Source organism: Streptococcus jiangnanensis (genome assembly GCF_040888325.1).
Taxonomy (GTDB): domain Bacteria; phylum Bacillota; class Bacilli; order Lactobacillales; family Streptococcaceae; genus Streptococcus; species Streptococcus jiangnanensis.
Genome location: NZ_JBFNFF010000003.1, coordinates 344233 through 365251, shown reverse-complemented (window position 1 = coordinate 365251; position 21019 = coordinate 344233). Strand labels below are relative to the sequence as shown.

Below are 21019 nucleotides of genomic sequence, written 5' to 3'. Positions count from 1 at the left end.
GAACAACGTGAAAGCCAGCGCCTTTAGGCGCTGGCTGGTAATTTGGGCTTATAGCCCTGGTGCAAACCACCCGTTTGACGGGTGGTTATGATTATTAACAAAAAAGAAGGAGCCATTAGGCTCCTTTTGATTTCTTAGTTGCTTGCGCCAGAAGTAGCGTCAGCGCCTCCATGACCTCCGCCGTCAGGAGTATCAGAAGCGCCAGAAGTAGCATCTGCGTCTCCATGACCTCCGGCAGCAGGAGCAAAAGGTCCACTACCACCTACCAAACGTTGACCAGTTTCTTGTAAGTACCAGTCAAGCCATGGTTGGAAGTTAAAGACGATTTCATTGATACCAGCGTATGATCCGTCAGGATAGTACATAGCTTGGTAGTTGTGAGTGTTGATAACACCTGCAGGAGAACCTGGAACGATAGTACGAACGTATTCTTGGTTTCCGTTGCGAAGTGTTCCGATAACCCACTCTACGTTCTTCATACGTGCTGGTGGAAGAGAACCATGAACAGTCGACATACGGCTACCTGATTGAGGTGGTACACGTTTAGCAAACATGGTGTCTGGATCTTGGTGAGCGTTGTTGTAGTAGAGGAATTGATTGTTGTCGTCAGCGTATGTCAATTCAAATGGCATAGCTTTCAAGAACATATCAATTTGGTTAACTGTCAGGATACCGTGGTCCAATTTGACGTAGGTATCACCAGAAACAGCTCCAGTGATTGCTGCAACTTTTTCTACCCATTCTGGATCGTCAGGGTCAACTTCTGTAATGGTTGTAGCAATTGGTTTTCCACAATCCAAGTCTTCTGGTTCGATTGGTTTTGGTTTTTTCAATTTCGAAACGACTCCTACGTATTTAACAAAGTTATCTAAGCAAGTTTCAAGGAATTTAACAGTTCCTTCGTTGGTGATGTTTCCATTGTTATCAAAAGCTTCTTTGGCTTTACCAAGAAGGAATTCATTACCTGGAAGTGTGTAGGCATTGACACCTGGAGCGTCAAGAATCTTACGAAGGTGAACTTGGGCACGTGATGTTCCTTGGTCATAGTATGATGCACCCACAATCATAACAGGCTTGTTTTCAAATGGATGAACTTCGTATGAAAGCCATTCAAGTACAGATTTGAGTGAAGCTGAGATAGTGTGGTTGTGCTCAGGAGTGGCGATAATGACACCATCAGCACGTGTAATCTTGTTATACAAGAAACGCAATTGGAAGCTTTCGTCCCATTTTTCGTCTTGGTTAAACATTGGAACTTCGTCGATTTCAAGGACTTCTAATTCAAATTTGAATTTGAAATTGCGACGGATAAATTCCAAGAGTTTGCGGTTATATGATTGATCGTAGTTTGATCCAACAAGTCCAACAAATTTCATTCTTTCGGTCTCCTATCTTACAAATTTTCCCAGTCAAATTCTTCTGCATCTTTGCGAAGCAATTCTTGTGCATTGCGCAATTTCTCAGTAATCTTCACAAAGATACGGAAGTCATCAAAGATGGCATCCAATTTCTTGATGACATCAAGGTCAACCAAGTCACCACTTGGGTTAAATGATTGAAGAGAGTGAGAAAGCAAGAATTCATCTGGTAGAACATTTGCCTTAATTTCAGGAGCGTTCAAGATTTGACGAAGTTGCAATTGGGCACGAGATGAACCAAGTGTACCGTAAGAAGCACCAGTGATCATGATTGGTTTGTTCAAAAGTGGGTAGATACCGTAAGATAGCCAAGCAAGAGCGCTCATCAAAACGGCAGGGATAGAGTGGTCGTACTCAGGAGTACCGATAATCACACCATCAGCCTCTTCAATTTTAGCTGCAATCTCAAGAATTTCAGCTGGAAGTTGCTTATCTGCTGGTTTGTTGAAAACAGGGATATCCTTGATTTCAACGAGTTCAATTTCAGCTTTATCCGCAAAGTGTTTTTGCATGTATTGGAGCAATTGGCGGTTTGTAGAACGTTTAGAGTTCGTTCCAACAATGGCAATAAGTTTTAGCATGAGATTTCCTTTCTCTTTTTACATAATACAATTTTGAAGGCCTGAAGAACATGCAAGGCGTCCCTCTTTGTCGATGAGGATGGCTTCAATACCATCTATACTTTCGACTTGCCAGAGGATAGAAGCGCTTCGCTCTCCGAAAAGGCGTGTTGTCCATATCTCACCATCAACGGATTTATCAGAGACAATCGTCAGGCTAGCGAGATCAGTTTCGACAGGGAATCCTGTCTTACTATCAAAGATATGATGATAGTCTTTTCCATCTACTGTCAGGTGGCGTTCATAGATACCTGAAGTGACAACGGATTTGTTAGAAGCAGGAATGGTTAGGAGATGATTGCCACGAGGATTTCTCGGATCTTGAATCCCAATCTGCCAGGCATTCCCTTCTTTGGCTTGGTTATTCCCGATGGTGAGGATATTTCCTCCGAGATTGATCAAGGCAGAGGTGACACCGTGTGCTTTTAAATACTGGGCAACCTTATCTGCACTATAGCCCTTAGCTAAACAACCTAAATCAAGCTTCATTCCTTTTTTCTCTAAAAAGACAGTAGAGCTAGTCGGATCCAACTTGATAAAATGAGGGTCAACTAGAGGCAAGACAGCTTCGATTTCGTCTAACTCTGGAAGCCGTGCATCTGCAAATCCGATTCGCCAGGTTTGAATCAAGGGACCAATACTGATATTTAGATGGCTAGACGGAGCTAGGCTATGCTCCAGTCCAAGAGCAATCAGTTCAAACAGGTCAGGATGAACCTTAACAGGTGCGATTCCAGCCTGGTAGTTGATTTCCATCAGTTCGGATTCTTGACTATTGGCGTTGAAGCGGTATTCGAGCTCCTTGAGTAAATCAAAGGCTCCTTGAAGTAGGCAATCAGCCTGTTCATCTACTAATGAAATCGTGATAGTTGTTCCCATTAGCCGTTCAGAACGTGAATGAAGAGGCAAGCTACCAGCTCCTTTCTCTTTATAGGAAATCATTCAATATAAGGTCGTTAAAGAAAAATTAAACCCCTTACATTTTCTTTCCATGTATCTAGCATATCATAAAGTCAGCGTTTTCACAAATAAATTTTGACAAAAAGTCAAGAAATATGCTCAGAATTAATATGAAAACGATAGAAAAATTAGATTTATCAATGTTAAGTGTATTTTTTTCTGAAAAAAAGAGAATTCTGAGCAAATACCTTGTAAACGCTAACAGTAAATGGTATACTAGAAAGGTAAATCAAAAATTAAAGGTAGGAATTTTTCTATGAGTAAAATCGTTGTAGTTGGTGCTAACCACGCTGGTACAGCTTGTATTAATACCATGTTGGACAACTTCGGACATGAGAACGAAATCGTAGTATTTGACCAAAACTCAAATATTTCATTCCTTGGTTGTGGAATGGCGCTTTGGATCGGGGAACAAATTGATGGCCCAGAAGGTCTCTTCTACTCTGATAAAGAAAAATTGGAAGCAAAAGGTGCCAAAGTTTACATGAACTCACCAGTTCTTTCAATTGACTACGATAACAAAGTTGTGACTGCAGAAGTTGAAGGTAAAGAACACAAAGAGTCTTATGATAAATTGATCTTTGCAACTGGTTCAACTCCAATCTTGCCTCCAATCGAAGGTGTTGAAATCGTTAAGGGCAACCGCGAATTCAAAGCAACTCTTGAAAATGTACAATTTGTTAAATTGTACCAAAACGCTGAAGAAGTTATTGAAAAACTTGAAGACAAGAGCAAACACCTTGAGCGCATTGCCGTTGTTGGTGGTGGTTACATCGGTGTTGAACTTGCAGAAGCCTTTGAGCGTCTTGGAAAAGAAGTGGTGCTTGTCGATATCGTAGACACAGTCTTGAACGGCTACTATGATAAAGATTTCACACAAATGATGGCGAAGAACTTGGAAGACCACAACATCCGCTTGGCTCTTGGTCAAACAGTTAAAGCCATCCAAGGTGATGGAAAAGTTGAACGCTTGGTAACAGACAAAGAAACATTTGATGTAGATATGGTAGTTCTTGCTGTTGGTTTCCGTCCAAACACAGCTCTTGCTGACGGTAAGATTGAACTCTTCCGTAACGGTGCCTTTCTTGTAGATAAGAAACAAGAAACATCTATCCCAGGTGTATACGCTGTTGGTGACTGTGCAACTGTTTATGACAATGCACGTAAAGATACAAGCTACATCGCTCTTGCATCTAACGCTGTACGTACTGGTATCGTTGGTGCTTATAACGCTTGTGGACATGAATTAGAAGGAATCGGAGTTCAAGGATCAAACGGTATCTCTATCTACGGTCTTCATATGGTTTCGACTGGTTTGACTCTTGAAAAAGCCAAAGCTGCTGGCTATAACGCAACTGAAACTGGCTTTAACGATCTTCAAAAACCAGAATTTATCAAACATGACAACCACGAAGTTGCCATCAAGATTGTCTTTGACAAAGACAGCCGCGAAATCCTTGGTGCACAAATGGTTTCACATGATGCTGCTATCAGTATGGGAATCCACATGTTCTCACTTGCTATCCAAGAGCATGTAACCATTGATAAATTGGCTTTGACAGACCTATTCTTCTTGCCACATTTCAACAAACCATACAATTACATCACAATGGCTGCACTTACAGCTGAAAAATAATAATAGCTAAGCTATCTGGCCTTAGGTTAAGGTCAGATAGTTTTTTAGNTCTTGCCACATTTCAACAAACCATACAATTACATCACAATGGCTGCACTTACAGCTGAAAAATAATAATAGCTAAGCTATCTGGCCTTAGGTTAAGGTCAGATAGTTTTTTAGTTATACTCTTCGAAAATCAAATTCAAACCACGTCAGCTTCGCCTTACCGTATATATGTTACTGACTTCGTCAGTTCTATCTACAACCTCAAAGCAGTGCTTTGAGCAACCTGCGGCTAGTTTCCTAGTTTGCTCTTTGATTTTCATTGAGTGTCAATCTGTACCCATACAATTATCCTTTTTTTATCTTGTGATTCCTTCTAATCTGCCTTAAAATGAAATGGTAGCTACCAATACAAATGATGAGGATTAAGAAATGACTGAAAATCGTTATGAACTAAATAAAAACTTGGCGCAGATGCTCAAGGGTGGGGTTATCATGGACGTTCAGAACCCTGAACAGGCTCGTATCGCAGAGGCTGCTGGTGCGGCAGCTGTTATGGCCTTGGAACGGATTCCAGCTGATATTCGTGCAGCTGGTGGAGTTTCTCGTATGAGTGATCCAAAGATGATTAAGGAAATCCAAGAAGCGGTCAGTATTCCAGTGATGGCCAAGGTCAGAATTGGGCATTTTGTTGAAGCTCAGATTTTAGAGGCTATTGAGATTGACTATATCGATGAGAGTGAAGTGCTGTCTCCAGCAGACGATCGTTTCCATGTGGACAAGAAAGAATTCCAAGTTCCTTTTGTCTGTGGAGCTAAGGATTTGGGTGAAGCCTTGCGTCGTATCGCTGAGGGTGCTTCCATGATTCGGACAAAAGGAGAACCCGGTACAGGAGACATCGTTCAAGCCGTTCGTCATATGCGCATGATGAATCAAGAAATACGCCGTATTCAAAATCTTCGCGAAGATGAACTTTATGTGGCTGCCAAGGACTTGCAAGTCCCTGTAGAATTGGTCCAATACGTTCATGAACATGGAAAATTGCCAGTTGTAAACTTCGCAGCTGGAGGTGTTGCAACACCAGCAGATGCTGCGCTGATGATGCAATTGGGGGCAGAGGGTGTCTTTGTTGGTTCAGGTATTTTCAAATCAGGAGACCCTGTTAAACGAGCAAGTGCTATTGTCAAAGCGGTAACCAACTATCATAATCCTCAAATTCTAGCACAAATCTCTGAAGACCTAGGGGAAGCCATGGTTGGTATCAATGAGAATGAAATCCAAATTCTCATGGCTGAGCGAGGAAAATAGATGAAAATTGGAATATTAGCCTTGCAAGGTGCCTTTGCAGAACATGCAAAGGTGTTAGATAAATTAGGAGTCACTAGTGTCGAAATAAGAAATTTAGACGATTTTCAACAGCATCAGAGTGACTTGGTGGGTTTGATATTACCTGGCGGTGAGTCTACAACCATGGGCAAGCTCTTGCGTGACCAGAACATGTTGATTCCTCTAAGAGGAGCTATTCTCAATGGCTTACCAGTCTTTGGAACTTGTGCGGGCTTAATCTTGCTAGCTAAGGAAATTACTTCTCAGGAAGAAAGTCATCTTGGAACCATGGATATAGTGGTTGAGCGCAATGCTTATGGACGCCAACTAGGAAGCTTCTATACAGAGGCAGAATGTAAGGGAGTTGGTCAGATTCCCATGACCTTTATCCGTGGACCGATTATCAGCAGTGTTGGAGAGGGTGTAGAAATTCTAGCAACAGTTGATAATCAAATCGTTGCTGCGCAAGAAAAAAATATGCTGGTGACCTCTTTTCATCCTGAGTTAACAGATGATGTTGGCTTGCACCAGTACTTTATCAATATGTGTAAAGAAAAAAGTTGAGAAAAGATTCTCAACTTTTTTACATGTAATAAACAATCGCGATATATTGGAGTGCAGATGCTGCTAGGATAAAGAGATGCCAAATCATGTGGAAATAAGGTTTTTTCTTAGCGTAAAATCCAGCTCCAACTGTATAACAGAGCCCACCAGTTACCATGAGACTCCAGAAAATTGGCGTTGTTTGACTGATAATGGCAGGAATGATAGCCAGAACCAACCAGCCCATAATCAAATAAAGGGCAAGGCTGAATTTCTCATTGACCTTTTTAGCAAAGATTTTATAGAGGATGCCAAAGATGGTCGTTCCCCACTGAATGGCGATGATCAGATAGCCAAACCAGTTATTCATCAAAGTCAATACGACCGGCGTATAAGAGCCAGCGATAGCCACATAAATCATAGAATGATCGATGATTCGCAAGACGTATTTGTGGGTTGAACCATAGGCCATAGAGTGGTAAATGGTTGACGAGAGGAACATGAGAAAGAGACTGATAACAAAGATTGAAACACCAAAAGATGATAAAAATCCGTGTGCTTCATAACTATAGGTGGATGAAATAGGGAGCAAGATGAGCATGATAACGGCACCCACAGCATGGGTCACGCTATTAGCAATTTCCTCTCCAAAACTGAGTTTTTTACTGAGTTTTAGACTGGTATTCATTGGATTTCCTCCTCTTCTTTGATAAGGATTAAGTCTAGAGTTTGATGATAGAGTTTAACCGTTTGACAGCTGGTTTGGATAATAGGATTTTCTGGATCAATCCCATGGTTCATGTAGTCCACAAAAGCATCGTAGAGCTGGTCTGAGCTCGCTTGAGTTTGTAGAGTATTCAGTGTTTGAGCGATTTCTTGGATCGAAAAGACAGACTTTAGAGTGGTGATGGCAATCAAACGTGCAATCTGTTTGCGTTGGTATTTTTTCTTATCCGGCTTTGTCAGGTAACCATGTTTGACATAGTTATTGACCATGGATGCGGTCAGGCCCTTTTCTTTATCTGGAGAAATAGGGGCACAGACTTGATTGACATAAAGCAAAACCTGATCCAGATAGAGGTCAATGTTTGGAATGTCTTCCCATTTTGGGTAGGAAAAGTTAGAATTCATTTCCAACTCCTTTTTATCTAGTTTTGATAACTAGATTATAAAATAATAAAAAACAAAAGTCAAGTTTCAACTGCTTGTAGAAAGCTTTAAATTATGCTATGATGAGAGAAAATAGTTAGAAATGAGGGGAAAAGATGGAGATTCGTTTAGCTTTTCCAAACGAAGTAGATGCGATTATGCAGGTGATGGAGGATGCCAAAAAGTGCTTAGCTGATTCTGGTAGCGACCAGTGGCAAAATGGCTATCCAAATGCCGATATCATTATTGATGATATTATCTCAGGCCAAGCCTATGTGGCCTTGGAAGAAGGAGAACTGCTAGCCTATGCTGCTGTGACCAAGAGCCCAGAGAAAGCCTATGAAGCTATTTATGAAGGAAGTTGGCAGGAGGGAGAATCAGAATATCTGGTCTTTCACCGTATCGCTGTGCTAGCAGATGTCCAAGGACAAGGTGTTGCTCAGACTTTCCTAGAAGGCTTGATTGAAGGTTTTGATTATCTAGATTTTCGTTCAGATACGCATGCACAAAACAAGGCCATGCAGCATATCTTTGAAAAGCTAGGTTTTCAACAGGTTGGTAAGGTTCCAGTTGATGGGGAACGTTTGGCCTATCAGAAATTAAAAAAATGAAGCAGAATAAGTACGCAAAAATGCTCTACCCGTCGCCAATTGGAACCTTATCCTTAGTTGCTGACGAGCAATATCTGTATGGAATTTGGGTACAGAACCAAACTCATTTTGAGAGGGGATTAGGGGATGAAACGATAGAAGAAGTTGCTAGCCATCCTGTATTAGAGCAAGTTATTTCCTATTTAGATACCTATTTCGAAGGCAGTGTTCAGGATCTATCTGACTTACCTTTGGCTCCTATTGGAACAGATTTTGAAAACCGAGTCTGGGCTTACTTACAGGCCATTCCTTATGGTCAGACAGTGACTTATGGACAAATAGCGCAAGACTTGCAAGTAGCTTCTGCCCAAGCAATTGGCGGAGCAGTGGGGCGCAATCCTTGGTCCATACTCGTTCCCTGTCATCGTGTGCTAGGGTCAGGCAATCGCTTGATAGGCTATGCATCGGGAGTCGAAAAGAAAGCCTGGCTCTTGCAACATGAAGGTGCAGCATTTCAAGAAAATAAAGAATAGAAAGAAAAGAAGATGTTAGAATTTATCGAATACCCAAAATGTTCAACTTGTAAGAAAGCAAAAAATGAACTAGACCAACTCGGTGTGAACTATAAAGCTGTCCACATCGTAGAAGAAACACCAAGTGAAGACGTGATTTTGGACTGGTTGGAAACTTCCGGTTTTGAAGTGAAACAATTTTTCAATACTAGCGGGATCAAATACCGCGAACTGGGCTTGAAAGATAAGGTGGGAAGTTTGTCAAAACAAGAAGCAGCCAAGCTTCTAGCCAGTGATGGCATGTTATTGAAACGTCCAATTTTGGTGGAGAATGGTGCTGTTAAACAAATCGGCTATAGAAAACCCTATGAGAACTTAGGTTTGAGATAGTTTTTATTTATCTCCTTGATAGGTAAAATATATAGCCTCCCTGTTTTAAAGTGTGATAAACTAGAAGATAGACAAAGTCTGAGTAGCCCGTAGCAAATAATTTGCTTGCGAGCAGAAGTATGATAGAATGAATCATTATCAGGAGAGGATGTTTTTATGACTGTTACAACATTTTTAGCATCAGATTGGTACCAAAGTTTGATGCAACTCATTCCGGATGGTAAGCTCTTTAGTTTGCGTTCGGTCTTTGATGGAATTCCAAGGATTGTCCAACAATTGCCTACAACCTTGATGTTGACGCTTGGAGGTGCACTCTTTGGTTTGCTACTTGCCCTGATTTTTGCCATTGTAAAGATCAATCGTGTTAAGATTCTATATCCCTTGCAGGCCTTTTTCGTCAGTTTCTTAAAAGGTACCCCAATCCTAGTTCAACTTATGTTGACCTACTACGGAATTCCTTTGGCACTGAAAGCTATCAACCAACAATGGGGAACTGGTCTCAATATCAATGCGATTCCAGCAGCGCTTTTTGCGATTGTGGCCTTTGCTTTTAATGAGGCGGCTTATGCAAGTGAAACGATTCGTGCGGCAATCCTTTCTGTTAATCCAGGTGAAATTGAGGCGGCGCGTAGTTTGGGTATGACTCGTGCGCAAGTATACCGTCGCGTGATTATTCCAAATGCAGCGGTGGTAGCGACACCGACTTTGATTAATTCCCTTATCGGTTTGACCAAAGGAACTTCTCTAGCCTTTAGCGCAGGTGTTGTGGAGGTCTTTGCCCAAGCTCAGATTTTAGGTGGAGCTGATTATCGCTATTTTGAGCGCTTTATCTCTGTTGCCCTTGTTTATTGGGTGGTCAATATCGGAATTGAAAGCCTTGGCCGTTTCATCGAGAGAAAAATGGCTATCTCAGCGCCGGATACAGTGTCTACAGATGTGAAAGGAGACCTTCGTTAATGATTAAGATTTCGAATTTAAGCAAATCCTTTTCAGGACAGACAGTCTTAGATCATCTGAACTTGGAAATCCAAAAAGGTGAGGTAGTGGCTTTGATTGGTTCATCTGGAGCTGGAAAATCAACCTTTCTTCGAAGTTTAAACTATCTTGAAACTCCAGATAGTGGAACGATTCAGATTGACAATTTTAAAGTTGATTTTTCTAAGATTAGCCAAGAAGAAATCCTAACCCTTCGTCGCAAGTTGTCCATGGTTTTCCAACAGTTTAATTTGTTTGAACGCCGAACTGCTCTTGACAATGTCAAGGAAGGTTTGGTTGTCGTTAAAAAATTATCGGACGAGGAAGCAACAAAAATCGCTAAGGAAGAGTTGGCCAAGGTTGGTCTTTCTGACCGTGAAAACCATTATCCTCGCCACTTATCAGGTGGACAGAAGCAACGGGTTGCCCTCGCGCGTGCGCTTGCTATGAAACCAGATGTCTTGCTCTTGGACGAACCAACGTCGGCACTGGACCCAGAGTTGGTCGGTGAAGTAGAAAAGTCTATTGCAGACGCTGCCAAGTCAGGTCAGACCATGATTTTGGTCAGTCACGATATGTCTTTTGTAGCCCAAGTGGCAGACAAGGTTCTATTCCTAGATAAAGGGAAAATCATCGAGTCTGGTACACCGGATGAAATCATCAATCATCCGAAAGAAGAACGAACAAAAGAATTCTTCGCTAGTTACAAACGGACTTATATTTGATATAATAGAAAAAGGGAAACTCAGTTAGTTGGACTAGCTGAGTTTACTCTTTAAAAAAGATAGAAACGAGAGAGATCATGCTACTGCATTTATTTTCTTTATATTTCGAGAGTTTGATCTTAACGACCATCCTTGTCGTGATTTTTCTGGGGATTTGGATTGGATTGAGAGCTATGTCTGGTGTGGACAAGACAGCCAAGGCTCGCCAAGCCCATCTCTATGATATGATTATGATTGGAGTTTTGGTCATTCCGGTGTTATCCTTTGCCGTCATGAGTTTGCTCTTGGTTTTCAAGGCATAATCCTTGCGTGACTAGCAAGAATGAGTTAGAATAAAGATAGTTACAACAAGAAAGAAGGAATCGAAATGTACGATACGATTATTGTCGGTGCTGGACCTGCGGGAATGACTGCTGCCTTATATGCTGCTCGAAGCAATCTGAAAGTGGCTTTGATTGAAGGTGGTCTGCCAGGAGGGCAAATGAATAACACATCTGATATTGAAAACTATCCAGGTTATGCCAATATCAGTGGACCTGAATTGGCTGAAAAGATGTTTGAACCACTTGAAAACCTTGGAGTGGAGCATCTTTATGGCTATGTTGAAAATATTGAAGACCATGGTGACTATAAGAAGGTAATCACTGATGATCAAGTTTACGAAACCCGTACTGTCATTGTAGCAACTGGGTCAAAACACCGTCTTTTGGGTGTTCCTGGAGAAGAAGAACTGAACAGTCGAGGTGTTTCTTACTGTGCAGTCTGTGATGGAGCTTTCTTCCGTGACCAAGACTTGCTCGTAGTCGGTGGTGGAGATTCAGCGGTAGAAGAAGCTCTCTTCTTGACTCGCTTTGCCAAGACTGTTACCATTGTTCACCGTCGTGACCAACTTCGTGCCCAAAAGGTTTTGCAAGACCGTGCTTTTGCAAATGAGAAAGTCAACTTTATCTGGGATTCTGTCGTCAAGGAAATCAAAGGTGAAAATCGAGTAGAATCTGTAATTTTTGAAAATGTAAAAACGGGTCAAGTGACAGAGCAAGCCTTCGGTGGTGTCTTTATATATGTCGGTTTGGATCCTGTTAGCGATTTTGTTAAAGAATTGAACATTCAAGACCAGGCAGGCTGGATTGTGACAGATAATCACATGAAAACTGCCGTTGACGGTATCTTTGCAGTTGGAGATGTTCGCCAAAAAGACCTTCGCCAAGTAACAACAGCAGTTGGAGATGGAGCCATCGCTGGTCAAGAAGCCTACAAGTTTATCACCGAACATAGTTAAGAAAAAAGTTTCCAATCAAGTGATTGGAAACTTTTTTTATAGTCGGTTTCGGAAAACTTCGTACATGAGAATGGCTGCAGCCACACTTGCATTGAGACTTTGAACATGTCCATTCATGGGAATGGTAATCATCTCATCGACCTGTTTTTTGATATTGCTAGAGATGCCTTTTCCTTCATTTCCGATGATGAGGGCGATTTTCCCTTTTGTATTCCACTTGTGGCAAGGGGTACCGTTCATATCCGTTCCGAAGGTCCAGAAGCCCTCATCCTTGAGTTTATCTAGGGTTTGACTGAGGTTGGTCACTCGCGCAATCGGTACATGCTCAATAGCACCTGTGGCCGTTTTGGCAACGACAGGAGTCACTCCGACAGCACGGTGCTTGGGAATGATGACACCTGAAACATTGGTCGCATCAGCAGTCCTTAAGATAGAGCCTAAGTTGTGAGGGTCAGTTAGACCATCCAGAATCAACAAAAGTGGATTTTCTTCTTGACGCGTTTTGGCAAGAATGTGATTTAGCTCGCTATAGGCAAATTCAGAAACTCGAAGGACAAATCCTTGATGGACAGCGCCTTCGGTCATTTCAGAGAGGGATTTTTTTGAGGTCCAAGAGATGGAGACTTTTTTCTCAGCAGCCAGTTCCTTGACTTTCTCAACATTCTTTCCCCTTAGATCTTCTTGGAGGTAGAGTTTGTTTCCAGTGTTTGCAAGGAGGGCTTCTGTAACGGCGTGGACGCCATAGACAATATCATTTGTTTTCATGCCTCTATTATAACACAAAACCCCGTCTTGCAACGGGATTTTCTTTATTCGAGGATGAGGAGTCCATCTTTAACAGCAAATGGGTCTTTCTCATTGATACGATCGTAAAACATGATTCCGTTTAGGTGATCAATTTCATGTTGGACAACAATAGAGTTGTAACCTTTGAGCTTGATTCGGTGTTTTTCGCCGTCCTTGTCAAAGTAATCAACAGTGACGCGGGCATGGCGAATAACATAGCCAGGTACGTTTCGGTCAACAGAAAGGCAACCTTCTCCTTCGCCAAGAGCAGCATCTTGAACAGAGTGAGAGACGATTTTTGGATTGTACATAACAGCTTGCAAGTCGTAGGCTTCCTGTGGAGTTTCACCTTCTTCCACAATATTGGGAACTAAAACAGCGATAATGCGTTTTGAGATATCGAGTTGGGGAGCAGCCAATCCAACCCCACCGCGGAGTCCCATCTTTTCAGCCATAACAGGATCTTGGGAATGTTTGAGGAATTGCATCATCTTTTCACCAAGGATGATTTCCTGGTCAGACAGTGGGAAAGTAACTTCCTCAGCAACTGCGCGAAGTGTCGGATTCCCCTCGCGGATAATATCGTTCATATCAATTAAGTGAGCAGCTTTTGTAATACGTTCTATTGCAGACATTTTCTCTCCTTTCATTACCTCTACATGATAACACAAAATAGGCGAGAAAGAAAGTCGCAGAAGTTCCTAAAAAATAATATAATAAACGGTATTCCTCTTTTGTCTGTGGTATAATAAAAGAAAAGACTTGCACCAAAAGACAAGGGGGAATAAAGATGGAAAAGCGACAAGATAGACGGTCTCAGGGCTCTCTTTATGGGTTGTGGAGAACTAGTGTGGATTTCTTTCGGAATTATAAATCCTGGACCAATGCTCAGTTTATTATTGTGTTATTGCTTGCAGTTGCCTTGTCCATGGGGGGGAACTTATTAGTTCGAGCAGTACAAGGTAGTAAGGGAACAAGCCCTGGTAGCCAAACTCTTGATTCTGCTAGTACATCTGGTCAATCCAAGGAAAATCAGTCTGGTGAAAAGACAGCCCGTATCATGGCAAATGGTGACCTTCTCTACCATATCCCCATCTACCGAACAGCTCTTAAAGAAGATGGAACCTATGATTTCCATGAGAATTTTGAGTATGTAAAACCCTGGCTCAAGCAAGCTGATTTAGTAATTGGTGACTTTGAAGGAACGGTGAACAAGGACCACTATTTGGCAGGTTATCCTCTCTTTAATGCACCAGGAGAAGTCATGGATGCGATCAAGGATGCAGGCTACCAAGTTCTAGACTTGGCTCATAATCATATTTTGGATTCTCAAATTGAGGGAGTGGTTTCAACGGCTCAAGCTATTGAAAAGGCTGGAATGACACCCATCGGAGTCTACACGCATGAATCCCGAGACCAAGCACCTATAGTCATCAAGGAAGTCAATGGTATCAAGGTAGCTCTCCTGGCCTATTCTTACGGTTTTAATGGCATTGAGCAGTATATCTCTCAAGAGGACTATAATCGCTATCTTTCTGATTTGAATGAAGATAAGATGAAGGCAGAAATCGAGCGTGCAGAGAAGGAGGCGGATATTACTGTCATCATGCCTCAGATGGGAATTGAGTACCAACTAGAACCAACGGAAGAACAGAAAACACTGTACCATAAGATGATTGACTGGGGAGCAGATATTATCTTTGGAGGGCATCCTCACGTCGTTGAACCTGCTGAAACCGTTGAAAAAGATGGTGACAAAAAATTGATCATCTATTCCATGGGAAATTTTCTCTCAAATCAACGCATTGAAACCATGCAAGATGAGGAAAATGCCAAATGGACGGAGCGCGGTGTTCTCATGGACGTGACCATTAAGAAAAAAGATGGAAAGACAAGGATTGAAACGGCCAAAGCGCATCCTACTTGGGTCAATCGAACACCCAAAGGGACTTACTCTCCAGAAGGCTATCCGCTCTTCCTCTATCAGACCTATATCCTAGAGGACTTCATTGAAGGGGGACGTTACCGTGACAAGTTGGACGAGGCGACCAAGGAACGAATTGACACGGCCTATAAAGAAATGAATGAACATGTAGGGTTGAAGTGGTAGGCACTTGCCCTAAAGGAGACGAGATGACGATTAAATTGATTGCAACAGACATGGATGGAACCTTGCTAGACCCGAGGGGGCAGCTGGATTTGCCCCGCTTGGAAAAGCTTTTAGATCAGCTGGATCAAAGGGATATCCGTTTTGTCATTGCGACAGGGAATGAAGTTCACCGTATGAGGCAATTACTGGAGCACTTGGCGAGTAGAGTAGTTCTGGTAGTTGCCAATGGGGCGCGTATTTTTGAAAACAATAAACTGATTCAAGCGCAGATTTGGGATGATGCTACGGTTGACAAGGCTCTCCTTCATTTTAAAGGGAGAGAGTGTCGAGATCAGTTCGTCGTTACCAGTATGAATGGGAGTTTTGTCAAGGAAGGAACGGTTTTTACAGACCTGGAAAAATTTATGACTCCAGAGATGATTGAAAAACTTTACCAAAGGACCAATTTTGTGGATGAGCTAAACTCAGACCTCTTCGGTGGAGTGTTAAAGATGAGCATGGTTGTTGGTGAAGAACGTTCTAGTTCAGTTTTGCAGGAAATTAATGATTTATTTGATGGTCGTGTAAGAGCTGTTTCTAGCGGTTATGGCTGTATCGATATCCTGCAGGCTGGGGTTCACAAGGCTTGGGGATTGGAAGAATTACTCAAGCGCTGGGATTTGACATCAGAACAAATCATGGCTTTTGGTGATAGCGAAAACGATATAGAAATGTTAGAGCTGGCTGGAATTGCCTATGCTATGGAAAATGCAGATGATAATGTCAAGGCAGTTGCGACTGCCCTGGCACCAGCCAACAGCCAGGCGGGTGTGTATCAAGTTCTAGAGAATTGGTTAGAGAAAGAGGGATAGGGTGGCAGTACAGTTATTAGAGAATTGGCTCTTAAAGGAGCAGGCAAAGATTCAAACCAAGTATCGTGAATTGAATCAAGTATCTGTTCTAGAGCCAGATATCATCTTTATTGGTGATTCGATAGTGGAGTATTACCCTCTTCAAGAGTTGTTGGGAACTGCCAAGACGATTGTTAATCGAGGCATCCGAGGTTACCAGACGGGGCTTCTACTAGACAATCTTGATGCCCATCTTTATGGTGATGCTGTCGATCAAATTGTTCTCTTAATTGGAACAAACGATATCGGAAAAGGTATTCCTATGAATGAAGCTTTGGATAATCTTGAAGGAGTGATTCAATCGCTTAACCGAGATTATCCGCTGTCACAAATAAAGCTTGTTTCTATTCTGCCAGTCAATGAAGGAGAAGAATACAAGCAGACAGTATATATTCGTACCAATGAAAAGATCAGAGAATGGAATCAAGTCTATGAGGCTCTAGCTTCCGCCTATATGCAAGTAGATTTTCTACCAATTTATGATAGTTTGACAGATTCAGAAGGACAACTTCAATCAGCCTATACAACGGATGGTCTCCATCTGAGTGTAGCTGGTTATCAAGCTTTATCAGATGCTTTGAAAACGTATCTTTTCTAAAGAATTGGCTTGATTTTGCATTTTTTATGAAGATAGGTTATAATAGTTCTATAATTTTGGGGTCGTTACGGATTCGACAGGCATTATGAGGCATATTTTGCAACCCGTGTGGCGACGTAAACGCTCAGTTAAATATAACTGCAAAAAATAACACTTCTTACGCTCTAGCTGCCTAAAAACCAGCAGGCGTGACCTGATTTGGATTGCTCGTGTTCAATGACAGGTCTTATGATTAGCGAGATACGATCAAGCCTTGTCTAGTGGTTTGATAAGAGATTAATAGACTCGCAGTTCCTAGGCTTGAGTTATGTGTCGAGGAGCTGTTAAAACAATACATAACCTATGGTTGTAGACAAATATGTTGGCAGGTGTTTGGACGTGGGTTCGACTCCCACCGGCTCCATATATATTTTGCATTATTTCGCAAACCTTTCTAAAACGTTGATAAATCAGCGTTTTTATTTTTATCTTTTTTATTGTTTGGCATTCTTTTTCAAAAAAAGGATACAACAAAGGATACAACGTTTTGCTGTATCCTAGAAATCGATATCCTTTTGTTTTATGAAATCATATAGTGTTTGTATTATTTGATTTTTAAATGCTTGCGATAAAAAAAACTGCATTAAGGTGCAGTTTTTCTTTATTCTACGGAAGACATGGGATTCGAACCCACGCACGCTGTTACACGCCTACCGCGTTTCCAACACGGCCTCTTAAGCCTCTTGAGTAATCTTCCAATACTTACTCAAATAGTCTACCATAAAGCCACTTATCTTGCAATAAAAATTTTGGAAATAAGAAAAATGATAGAATTTGAAAGAAAATGATAAAAAATGCTTGACTTTGGTAGAAATTGTGCTAGAATGAATAGTGTAAACGATAACAGGAGGTGGTTTGGTGTTAAAAACTGAGCGGAAGCAACTGATTTTAGAGGAGTTAAATCAACATCATGTAGTTTCCTTAGAAAAATTGGTTAGTCTATTAGAAACATCAGAATCGACAGTACGAAGAGATTTGGATGAGTTGGAGGCGGAGAACAAGCTTCGCCGTGTACATGGAGGAGCAGAATTGCCCCACTCCTTGCAGGAAGAAGAAACCATCCAAGAAAAATCTGTCAAAAACCTTCAAGAGAAGAAGCTACTGGCTCAAAAAGCAGCCTCTCTTATTAAGGAACAAGATGTTATCTTTATTGATGCTGGAACGACAACTGCTTTTTTAATCAAGGAATTGGTTAATAAGAATATCACAGTTGTGACCAACTCCATTCATCATGCGGTTCAGTTGGTTGAAAAACAGATTCCAACTGTCATGGTTGGAGGAAGTGTCAAGATGGCAACAGATGCATGTATCGGTGGTGTTGCTCTTAACCAAATTAATCAATTGCACTTTGACCGTGCCTTTATCGGGATGAATGGTGTGGACGATGGTTATTATACGACTCCTGATATGGAGGAGGGAGCCGTTAAGCGTGCTATTTTAGAGAATGCCAAACAAACCTATGTCTTGGTTGATTCGTCAAAGATTGGTCAAACTTGCTTTGCCAAGGTAGCACCACTTAAACGCGCCATTATCATCACAAGTCAAGGGCATGAGCACTTGCAGGCCATTAAGAAGAAAACGGAGGTAATAGAAGTATGATTTATACAGTCACACTTAATCCATCCATAGACTATATCGTGCGCTTGGACCAAGTTCAAGTCGGCAGTGTCAATCGTATGGACAGTGATGATAAGTTTGCTGGAGGGAAAGGAATCAATGTCAGTCGAGTTTTGAAACGCTTGGGTATTCCAAATACAGCGACTGGATTTATCGGAGGATTTACTGGTAAATTTATCACAGATACCCTTTCAGAGGAAGAAATCGAAACTCGTTTTGTCCAAGTAGCAGAAGATACTCGCATCAATGTCAAGATTAAAGCAGACCAAGAAACAGAAATCAACGGGACTGGTCCAAATGTGGAACCAGCTCAGCTGGAAGAATTGAAAGCTATTTTGTCTAGTCTGACTGCAGAAGATACGGTGGTGTTTGCAGGTTCAAGTGCTAAGAATCTAGGTAATGTTATCTACAAAGATTTGATTGCCTTGACACGCCAGACTGGTGCGCAAGTGGTTTGTGACTTTGAAGGACAGACCTTGATTGATAGTTTGGACTACCAGCCACTATTGGTTAAACCAAACAATCACGAGCTTGGAGCTATCTTTGGAGTGAAACTCGAAAGTTTAGATGAGATCGAGAACTATGCTCGTCAGTTACTGGCCAAAGGAGCTCAAAACGTCATTATCTCCATGGCTGGTGACGGTGCCCTTCTTGTCACATCTGAGGGAGCTTACTTCGCAAAACCTATCAAGGGAACAGTCAAAAATTCAGTGGGAGCTGGTGACTCTATGGTCGCTGGGTTTACAGGTGAATTTGTTAAATCAAAAGACGCAGTAGAAGCCTTCAAATGGGGAGTAGCTTGTGGAACAGCAACGACCTTCTCGGATGACTTGGCAACAGCGGAATTTATTAAAGAAACATATGAAAAAGTTGAGGTAGAAAAACGATGAAAATTCAAGACCTATTAAGAAAAGATGTCATGTTGCTGGATTTACAGGCAACTGAAAAAACAGCTGTCATCGAAGAGATGATTCATAGCTTGGTAGATCATGGTTATGTGACGGATTTTGAAACCTTTAAAGAAGGGATCTTGGCGCGTGAAGCTCTCACTTCCACTGGTTTGGGTGACGGAATTGCTATGCCTCACAGCAAGAACTCTGCTGTCAAAGAAGCAACGGTTCTCTTTGCAAAGTCAAACAAGGGTGTTGACTATGAAAGCTTGGATGGGCAACCAACAGACCTCTTCTTCATGATTGCAGCTCCAGAAGGTGCCAATGATACTCACTTAGCAGCCTTGGCAGAATTGTCTCAATACTTGATGAAAGACGGTTTTGCTGACAAACTTCGCCAAGTAACATCAGCTGATCAAGTTATTGAACTTTTTGACCAAGCTTCAGAAAAAGCTGAGGAGCCTGTTCAAGCACCTGCCAATGAATCTGGCGACTTTATCGTAGCTGTTACAGCTTGTACGACAGGTATTGCCCACACTTATATGGCCCAAGAAGCCCTTCAAAAAGTGGCTGCTGAAATGGGTGTTGGTATCAAGGTTGAAACAAACGGAGCTAGTGGTGTTGGGAACCAATTGACTGCAGAGGACATTCGCAAGGCTAAAGCTGTTATCATCGCTGCTGACAAGGCTGTTGAGATGGATCGTTTCGATGGCAAACCATTGGTTAATCGTCCAGTTGCAGACGGTATTCGTAAGACAGAAGAATTAATCAACTTGGCTCTTTCAGGAGATGCTGAAGTTTATCGTGCTGCTAATGGAGCAAAAGCTGCAACAGCATCTAATGAAAAACAAAGTATCGGTGGTGCTTTCTACAAACACTTGATGAGTGGTGTATCTCAAATGTTGCCATTCGTTATCGGTGGTGGTATCATGATTGCCCTTGCTTTCTTGATCGACGGAGCTTTTGGTGTGCCACAGGATAGTCTTGGAAATCTCGGATCCTACCATGAACTAGCTTCTATGTTCATGAAAATTGGTGGCGCGGCTTTTGGCTTGATGCTTCCGGTTTTTGCAGGATACGTAGCCTACTCTATCGCTGAAAAACCAGGTTTGGTAGCTGGTTTCGTGGCTGGTGCTATTGCCAAAGAAGGTTTTGCCTTTGGTAAAATCCCTTATGCAGCAGGTGGTGAAGCAACTTCAACCCTTGCAGGTGTCTCATCTGGTTTCCTAGGTGCCCTTGTTGGTGGATTTATCGCAGGAGCCTTGGTTCTTGCTATCAAGAAATACGTTAAAGTTCCTCGTTCACTTGAAGGTGCTAAATCTATCCTTATCCTACCGCTTTTCGGAACAATCTTGACAGGATTTGTTATGTTGGCTGTCAACATTCCAATGGCAGCAATCAACACTGCTATGAATGACTTCCTAGGCGGTCTTGGAGGAGGTTCAGCTGTCCTTCTTGGTATCGTTCTTGGAGGCATGATGGCTGTTGACATGGGGGGACCAGTCAACAAAGCTGCTTATGTCTTTGGTACAGGTACGCTTGCAGCGACTGTTTCTTCAGGTGGTTCTGTAGCCATGGCAGCAGTTATGGCTGGAGGAATGGTTCCACCACTTGCCATCTTTGTCGCAACTCTTCTCTTTAAAGATAAATTTACCAAAGAAGAACGTAACTCTGGTTTGACAAACATCATCATGGGCTTGTCATTCATCACTGAAGGAGCGATCCCATTTGGTGCAGCAGACCCAGCTCGTGCGATTCCAAGCTTTATCCTTGGTTCAGCAGTAGCAGGTGGACTCGTTGGTCTTGCAGGAATCAAACTCATGGCACCACACGGAGGAATCTTCGTTATCGCTCTAACTTCAAATGCCCTTCTCTACCTTGCCTTTGTCTTGGTTGGCGCAATTGTAAGTGGTGTGGTTTATGGTTACCTACGCAAGCCACAAGCATAAAAAGGATTAGAATAGAAAGATTGTTACCATTT

At 42.0% G+C, this 21019-nt stretch carries 23 protein-coding genes, 1 tRNA gene and 1 other RNA gene; 17 read left to right on the top strand and 8 right to left on the bottom strand.

Annotated elements, in window-relative coordinates:
* Positions 1-134: 134 nt before the first annotated feature.
* The 3 genes from AB2B49_RS06330 to AB2B49_RS06320 are packed head-to-tail and all read right to left on the bottom strand — an operon-like array spanning position 135 to position 2947.
* A complete protein-coding gene (locus AB2B49_RS06330) occupies positions 135-1376 on the bottom strand; it encodes an NAD(P)H-dependent oxidoreductase (protein WP_000673675.1) in 1242 nt (413 codons plus the stop codon).
* Positions 1377-1393: 17 nt separating this feature from the next.
* Positions 1394-1999 carry an NADPH-dependent FMN reductase gene (locus AB2B49_RS06325; RefSeq protein WP_320692004.1) on the bottom strand — a complete coding sequence of 202 codons (606 nt, stop codon included), beginning with the start codon at positions 1997-1999 and terminating at the stop codon, positions 1394-1396.
* An 18-nt stretch (positions 2000-2017) separates the two neighbouring features.
* Complete coding sequence (locus AB2B49_RS06320; protein ID WP_320692005.1) at positions 2018-2947, bottom strand: FAD:protein FMN transferase; 930 nt, start codon at positions 2945-2947, stop codon at positions 2018-2020.
* A gap of 307 nt (positions 2948-3254) precedes the next feature.
* Between AB2B49_RS06320 and nox the strand changes: the two genes are divergently transcribed.
* The 3 genes from nox (at position 3255) to pdxT (ending at position 6509) form a co-directional block, all read left to right on the top strand.
* A complete protein-coding gene (gene nox, locus AB2B49_RS06315) occupies positions 3255-4634 on the top strand; it encodes a H2O-forming NADH oxidase (protein ID WP_000036761.1) in 1380 nt (459 codons plus the stop codon).
* A gap of 417 nt (positions 4635-5051) precedes the next feature.
* Positions 5052-5927: a pyridoxal 5'-phosphate synthase lyase subunit PdxS gene (pdxS, locus tag AB2B49_RS06310; protein ID WP_215804518.1), complete on the top strand. Its 876-nt coding sequence runs from the start codon at positions 5052-5054 to the stop codon at positions 5925-5927.
* On the top strand, positions 5928-6509 hold the full coding sequence (gene pdxT / locus AB2B49_RS06305) for a pyridoxal 5'-phosphate synthase glutaminase subunit PdxT (protein WP_320692003.1): 582 nt from the start codon (positions 5928-5930) through the stop codon (positions 6507-6509).
* 19 nt (positions 6510-6528) lie between these two features.
* Here pdxT and trhA read toward each other — a convergent pair whose 3' ends face one another.
* Both trhA and AB2B49_RS06295 read right to left on the bottom strand, forming a co-directional pair.
* Complete coding sequence (gene trhA, locus AB2B49_RS06300) at positions 6529-7176, bottom strand: PAQR family membrane homeostasis protein TrhA (protein ID WP_001097972.1); 648 nt, start codon at positions 7174-7176, stop codon at positions 6529-6531.
* Entirely contained in the window at positions 7173-7619 is a 447-nt protein-coding gene (locus AB2B49_RS06295) for a DUF1836 domain-containing protein (RefSeq protein ID WP_247940721.1), read from the bottom strand. The genes trhA and AB2B49_RS06295 overlap by 4 nt, the downstream gene beginning before the upstream one ends.
* Positions 7620-7753: 134 nt before the next feature.
* Between AB2B49_RS06295 and AB2B49_RS06290 the strand changes: the two genes are divergently transcribed.
* The 7 genes from AB2B49_RS06290 to trxB all read left to right on the top strand — a co-directional run bounded on the left by AB2B49_RS06290 (position 7754) and on the right by trxB (position 12108).
* Entirely contained in the window at positions 7754-8248 is a 495-nt protein-coding gene (locus AB2B49_RS06290) for a GNAT family N-acetyltransferase (RefSeq protein WP_125421119.1), read from the top strand.
* The gene (locus tag AB2B49_RS06285) at positions 8245-8760 is read left to right on the top strand and encodes a methylated-DNA--[protein]-cysteine S-methyltransferase (protein ID WP_320692002.1); all 516 of its coding nucleotides are present in this window, start codon (positions 8245-8247) and stop codon (positions 8758-8760) included. The genes AB2B49_RS06290 and AB2B49_RS06285 overlap by 4 nt, the downstream gene beginning before the upstream one ends.
* 12 nt (positions 8761-8772) lie before the next feature.
* Positions 8773-9129: an arsenate reductase family protein gene (locus AB2B49_RS06280; protein WP_000889079.1), complete on the top strand. Its 357-nt coding sequence runs from the start codon at positions 8773-8775 to the stop codon at positions 9127-9129.
* 156 nt (positions 9130-9285) lie between these two features.
* Positions 9286-10086, top strand: coding sequence for an amino acid ABC transporter permease (locus AB2B49_RS06275; protein ID WP_000219166.1), 801 nt, complete (start codon positions 9286-9288; stop codon positions 10084-10086).
* On the top strand, positions 10086-10829 hold the full coding sequence (locus AB2B49_RS06270) for an amino acid ABC transporter ATP-binding protein (RefSeq protein ID WP_061421185.1): 744 nt from the start codon (positions 10086-10088) through the stop codon (positions 10827-10829). The genes AB2B49_RS06275 and AB2B49_RS06270 overlap by 1 nt, the downstream gene beginning before the upstream one ends.
* A 77-nt stretch (positions 10830-10906) precedes the next feature.
* The gene (locus AB2B49_RS06265; RefSeq protein WP_000924293.1) at positions 10907-11131 is read left to right on the top strand and encodes a DUF4059 family protein; all 225 of its coding nucleotides are present in this window, start codon (positions 10907-10909) and stop codon (positions 11129-11131) included.
* Between the two features lie 65 nt (positions 11132-11196).
* Complete coding sequence (trxB, locus tag AB2B49_RS06260; protein ID WP_000272341.1) at positions 11197-12108, top strand: thioredoxin-disulfide reductase; 912 nt, start codon at positions 11197-11199, stop codon at positions 12106-12108.
* A 36-nt stretch (positions 12109-12144) separates the two neighbouring features.
* Here trxB and rlmB read toward each other — a convergent pair whose 3' ends face one another.
* The gene (gene rlmB / locus AB2B49_RS06255; RefSeq protein WP_057488560.1) at positions 12145-12873 is read right to left on the bottom strand and encodes a 23S rRNA (guanosine(2251)-2'-O)-methyltransferase RlmB; all 729 of its coding nucleotides are present in this window, start codon (positions 12871-12873) and stop codon (positions 12145-12147) included.
* Between the two features lie 44 nt (positions 12874-12917).
* Entirely contained in the window at positions 12918-13529 is a 612-nt protein-coding gene (gene def / locus AB2B49_RS06250; protein WP_001272958.1) for a peptide deformylase, read from the bottom strand.
* A gap of 155 nt (positions 13530-13684) precedes the next feature.
* On the opposite strand from def, the gene AB2B49_RS06245 reads away from it, so the two are divergent.
* From AB2B49_RS06245 to ssrA, 4 genes are all read left to right on the top strand, one after another.
* On the top strand, positions 13685-15004 hold the full coding sequence (locus AB2B49_RS06245; RefSeq protein WP_320692001.1) for a CapA family protein: 1320 nt from the start codon (positions 13685-13687) through the stop codon (positions 15002-15004).
* Between the two features lie 23 nt (positions 15005-15027).
* Positions 15028-15855: a Cof-type HAD-IIB family hydrolase gene (locus tag AB2B49_RS06240; protein WP_320692000.1), complete on the top strand. Its 828-nt coding sequence runs from the start codon at positions 15028-15030 to the stop codon at positions 15853-15855.
* A gap of 1 nt (position 15856) precedes the next feature.
* On the top strand, positions 15857-16492 hold the full coding sequence (locus AB2B49_RS06235) for an SGNH/GDSL hydrolase family protein (RefSeq protein ID WP_049506067.1): 636 nt from the start codon (positions 15857-15859) through the stop codon (positions 16490-16492).
* A gap of 58 nt (positions 16493-16550) precedes the next feature.
* Positions 16551-16898: a transfer-messenger RNA gene (ssrA, locus tag AB2B49_RS06230) on the top strand.
* A gap of 242 nt (positions 16899-17140) precedes the next feature.
* On the opposite strand, the gene AB2B49_RS06225 is transcribed toward ssrA, so the two are convergent.
* Positions 17141-17228 (bottom strand) — tRNA-Ser (locus AB2B49_RS06225).
* Between the two features lie 161 nt (positions 17229-17389).
* Between AB2B49_RS06225 and AB2B49_RS06220 the strand changes: the two genes are divergently transcribed.
* Genes AB2B49_RS06220 through AB2B49_RS06210 form a run of 3 tightly spaced genes read left to right on the top strand, consistent with a single transcriptional unit; the run spans position 17390 to position 20987 of the window.
* Entirely contained in the window at positions 17390-18130 is a 741-nt protein-coding gene (locus AB2B49_RS06220; protein WP_049506065.1) for a DeoR/GlpR family DNA-binding transcription regulator, read from the top strand.
* Positions 18127-19038, top strand: coding sequence for a 1-phosphofructokinase (pfkB, locus tag AB2B49_RS06215; RefSeq protein WP_049506063.1), 912 nt, complete (start codon positions 18127-18129; stop codon positions 19036-19038). Before AB2B49_RS06220 ends, pfkB begins: the two co-directional genes overlap by 4 nt.
* Positions 19035-20987 (top strand): PTS fructose transporter subunit IIABC, encoded by a 1953-nt coding sequence (locus AB2B49_RS06210; RefSeq protein ID WP_049506061.1) that lies wholly within the window; start codon positions 19035-19037, stop codon positions 20985-20987. The genes pfkB and AB2B49_RS06210 overlap by 4 nt, the downstream gene beginning before the upstream one ends.
* Positions 20988-21019: the final 32 nt, after the last annotated feature.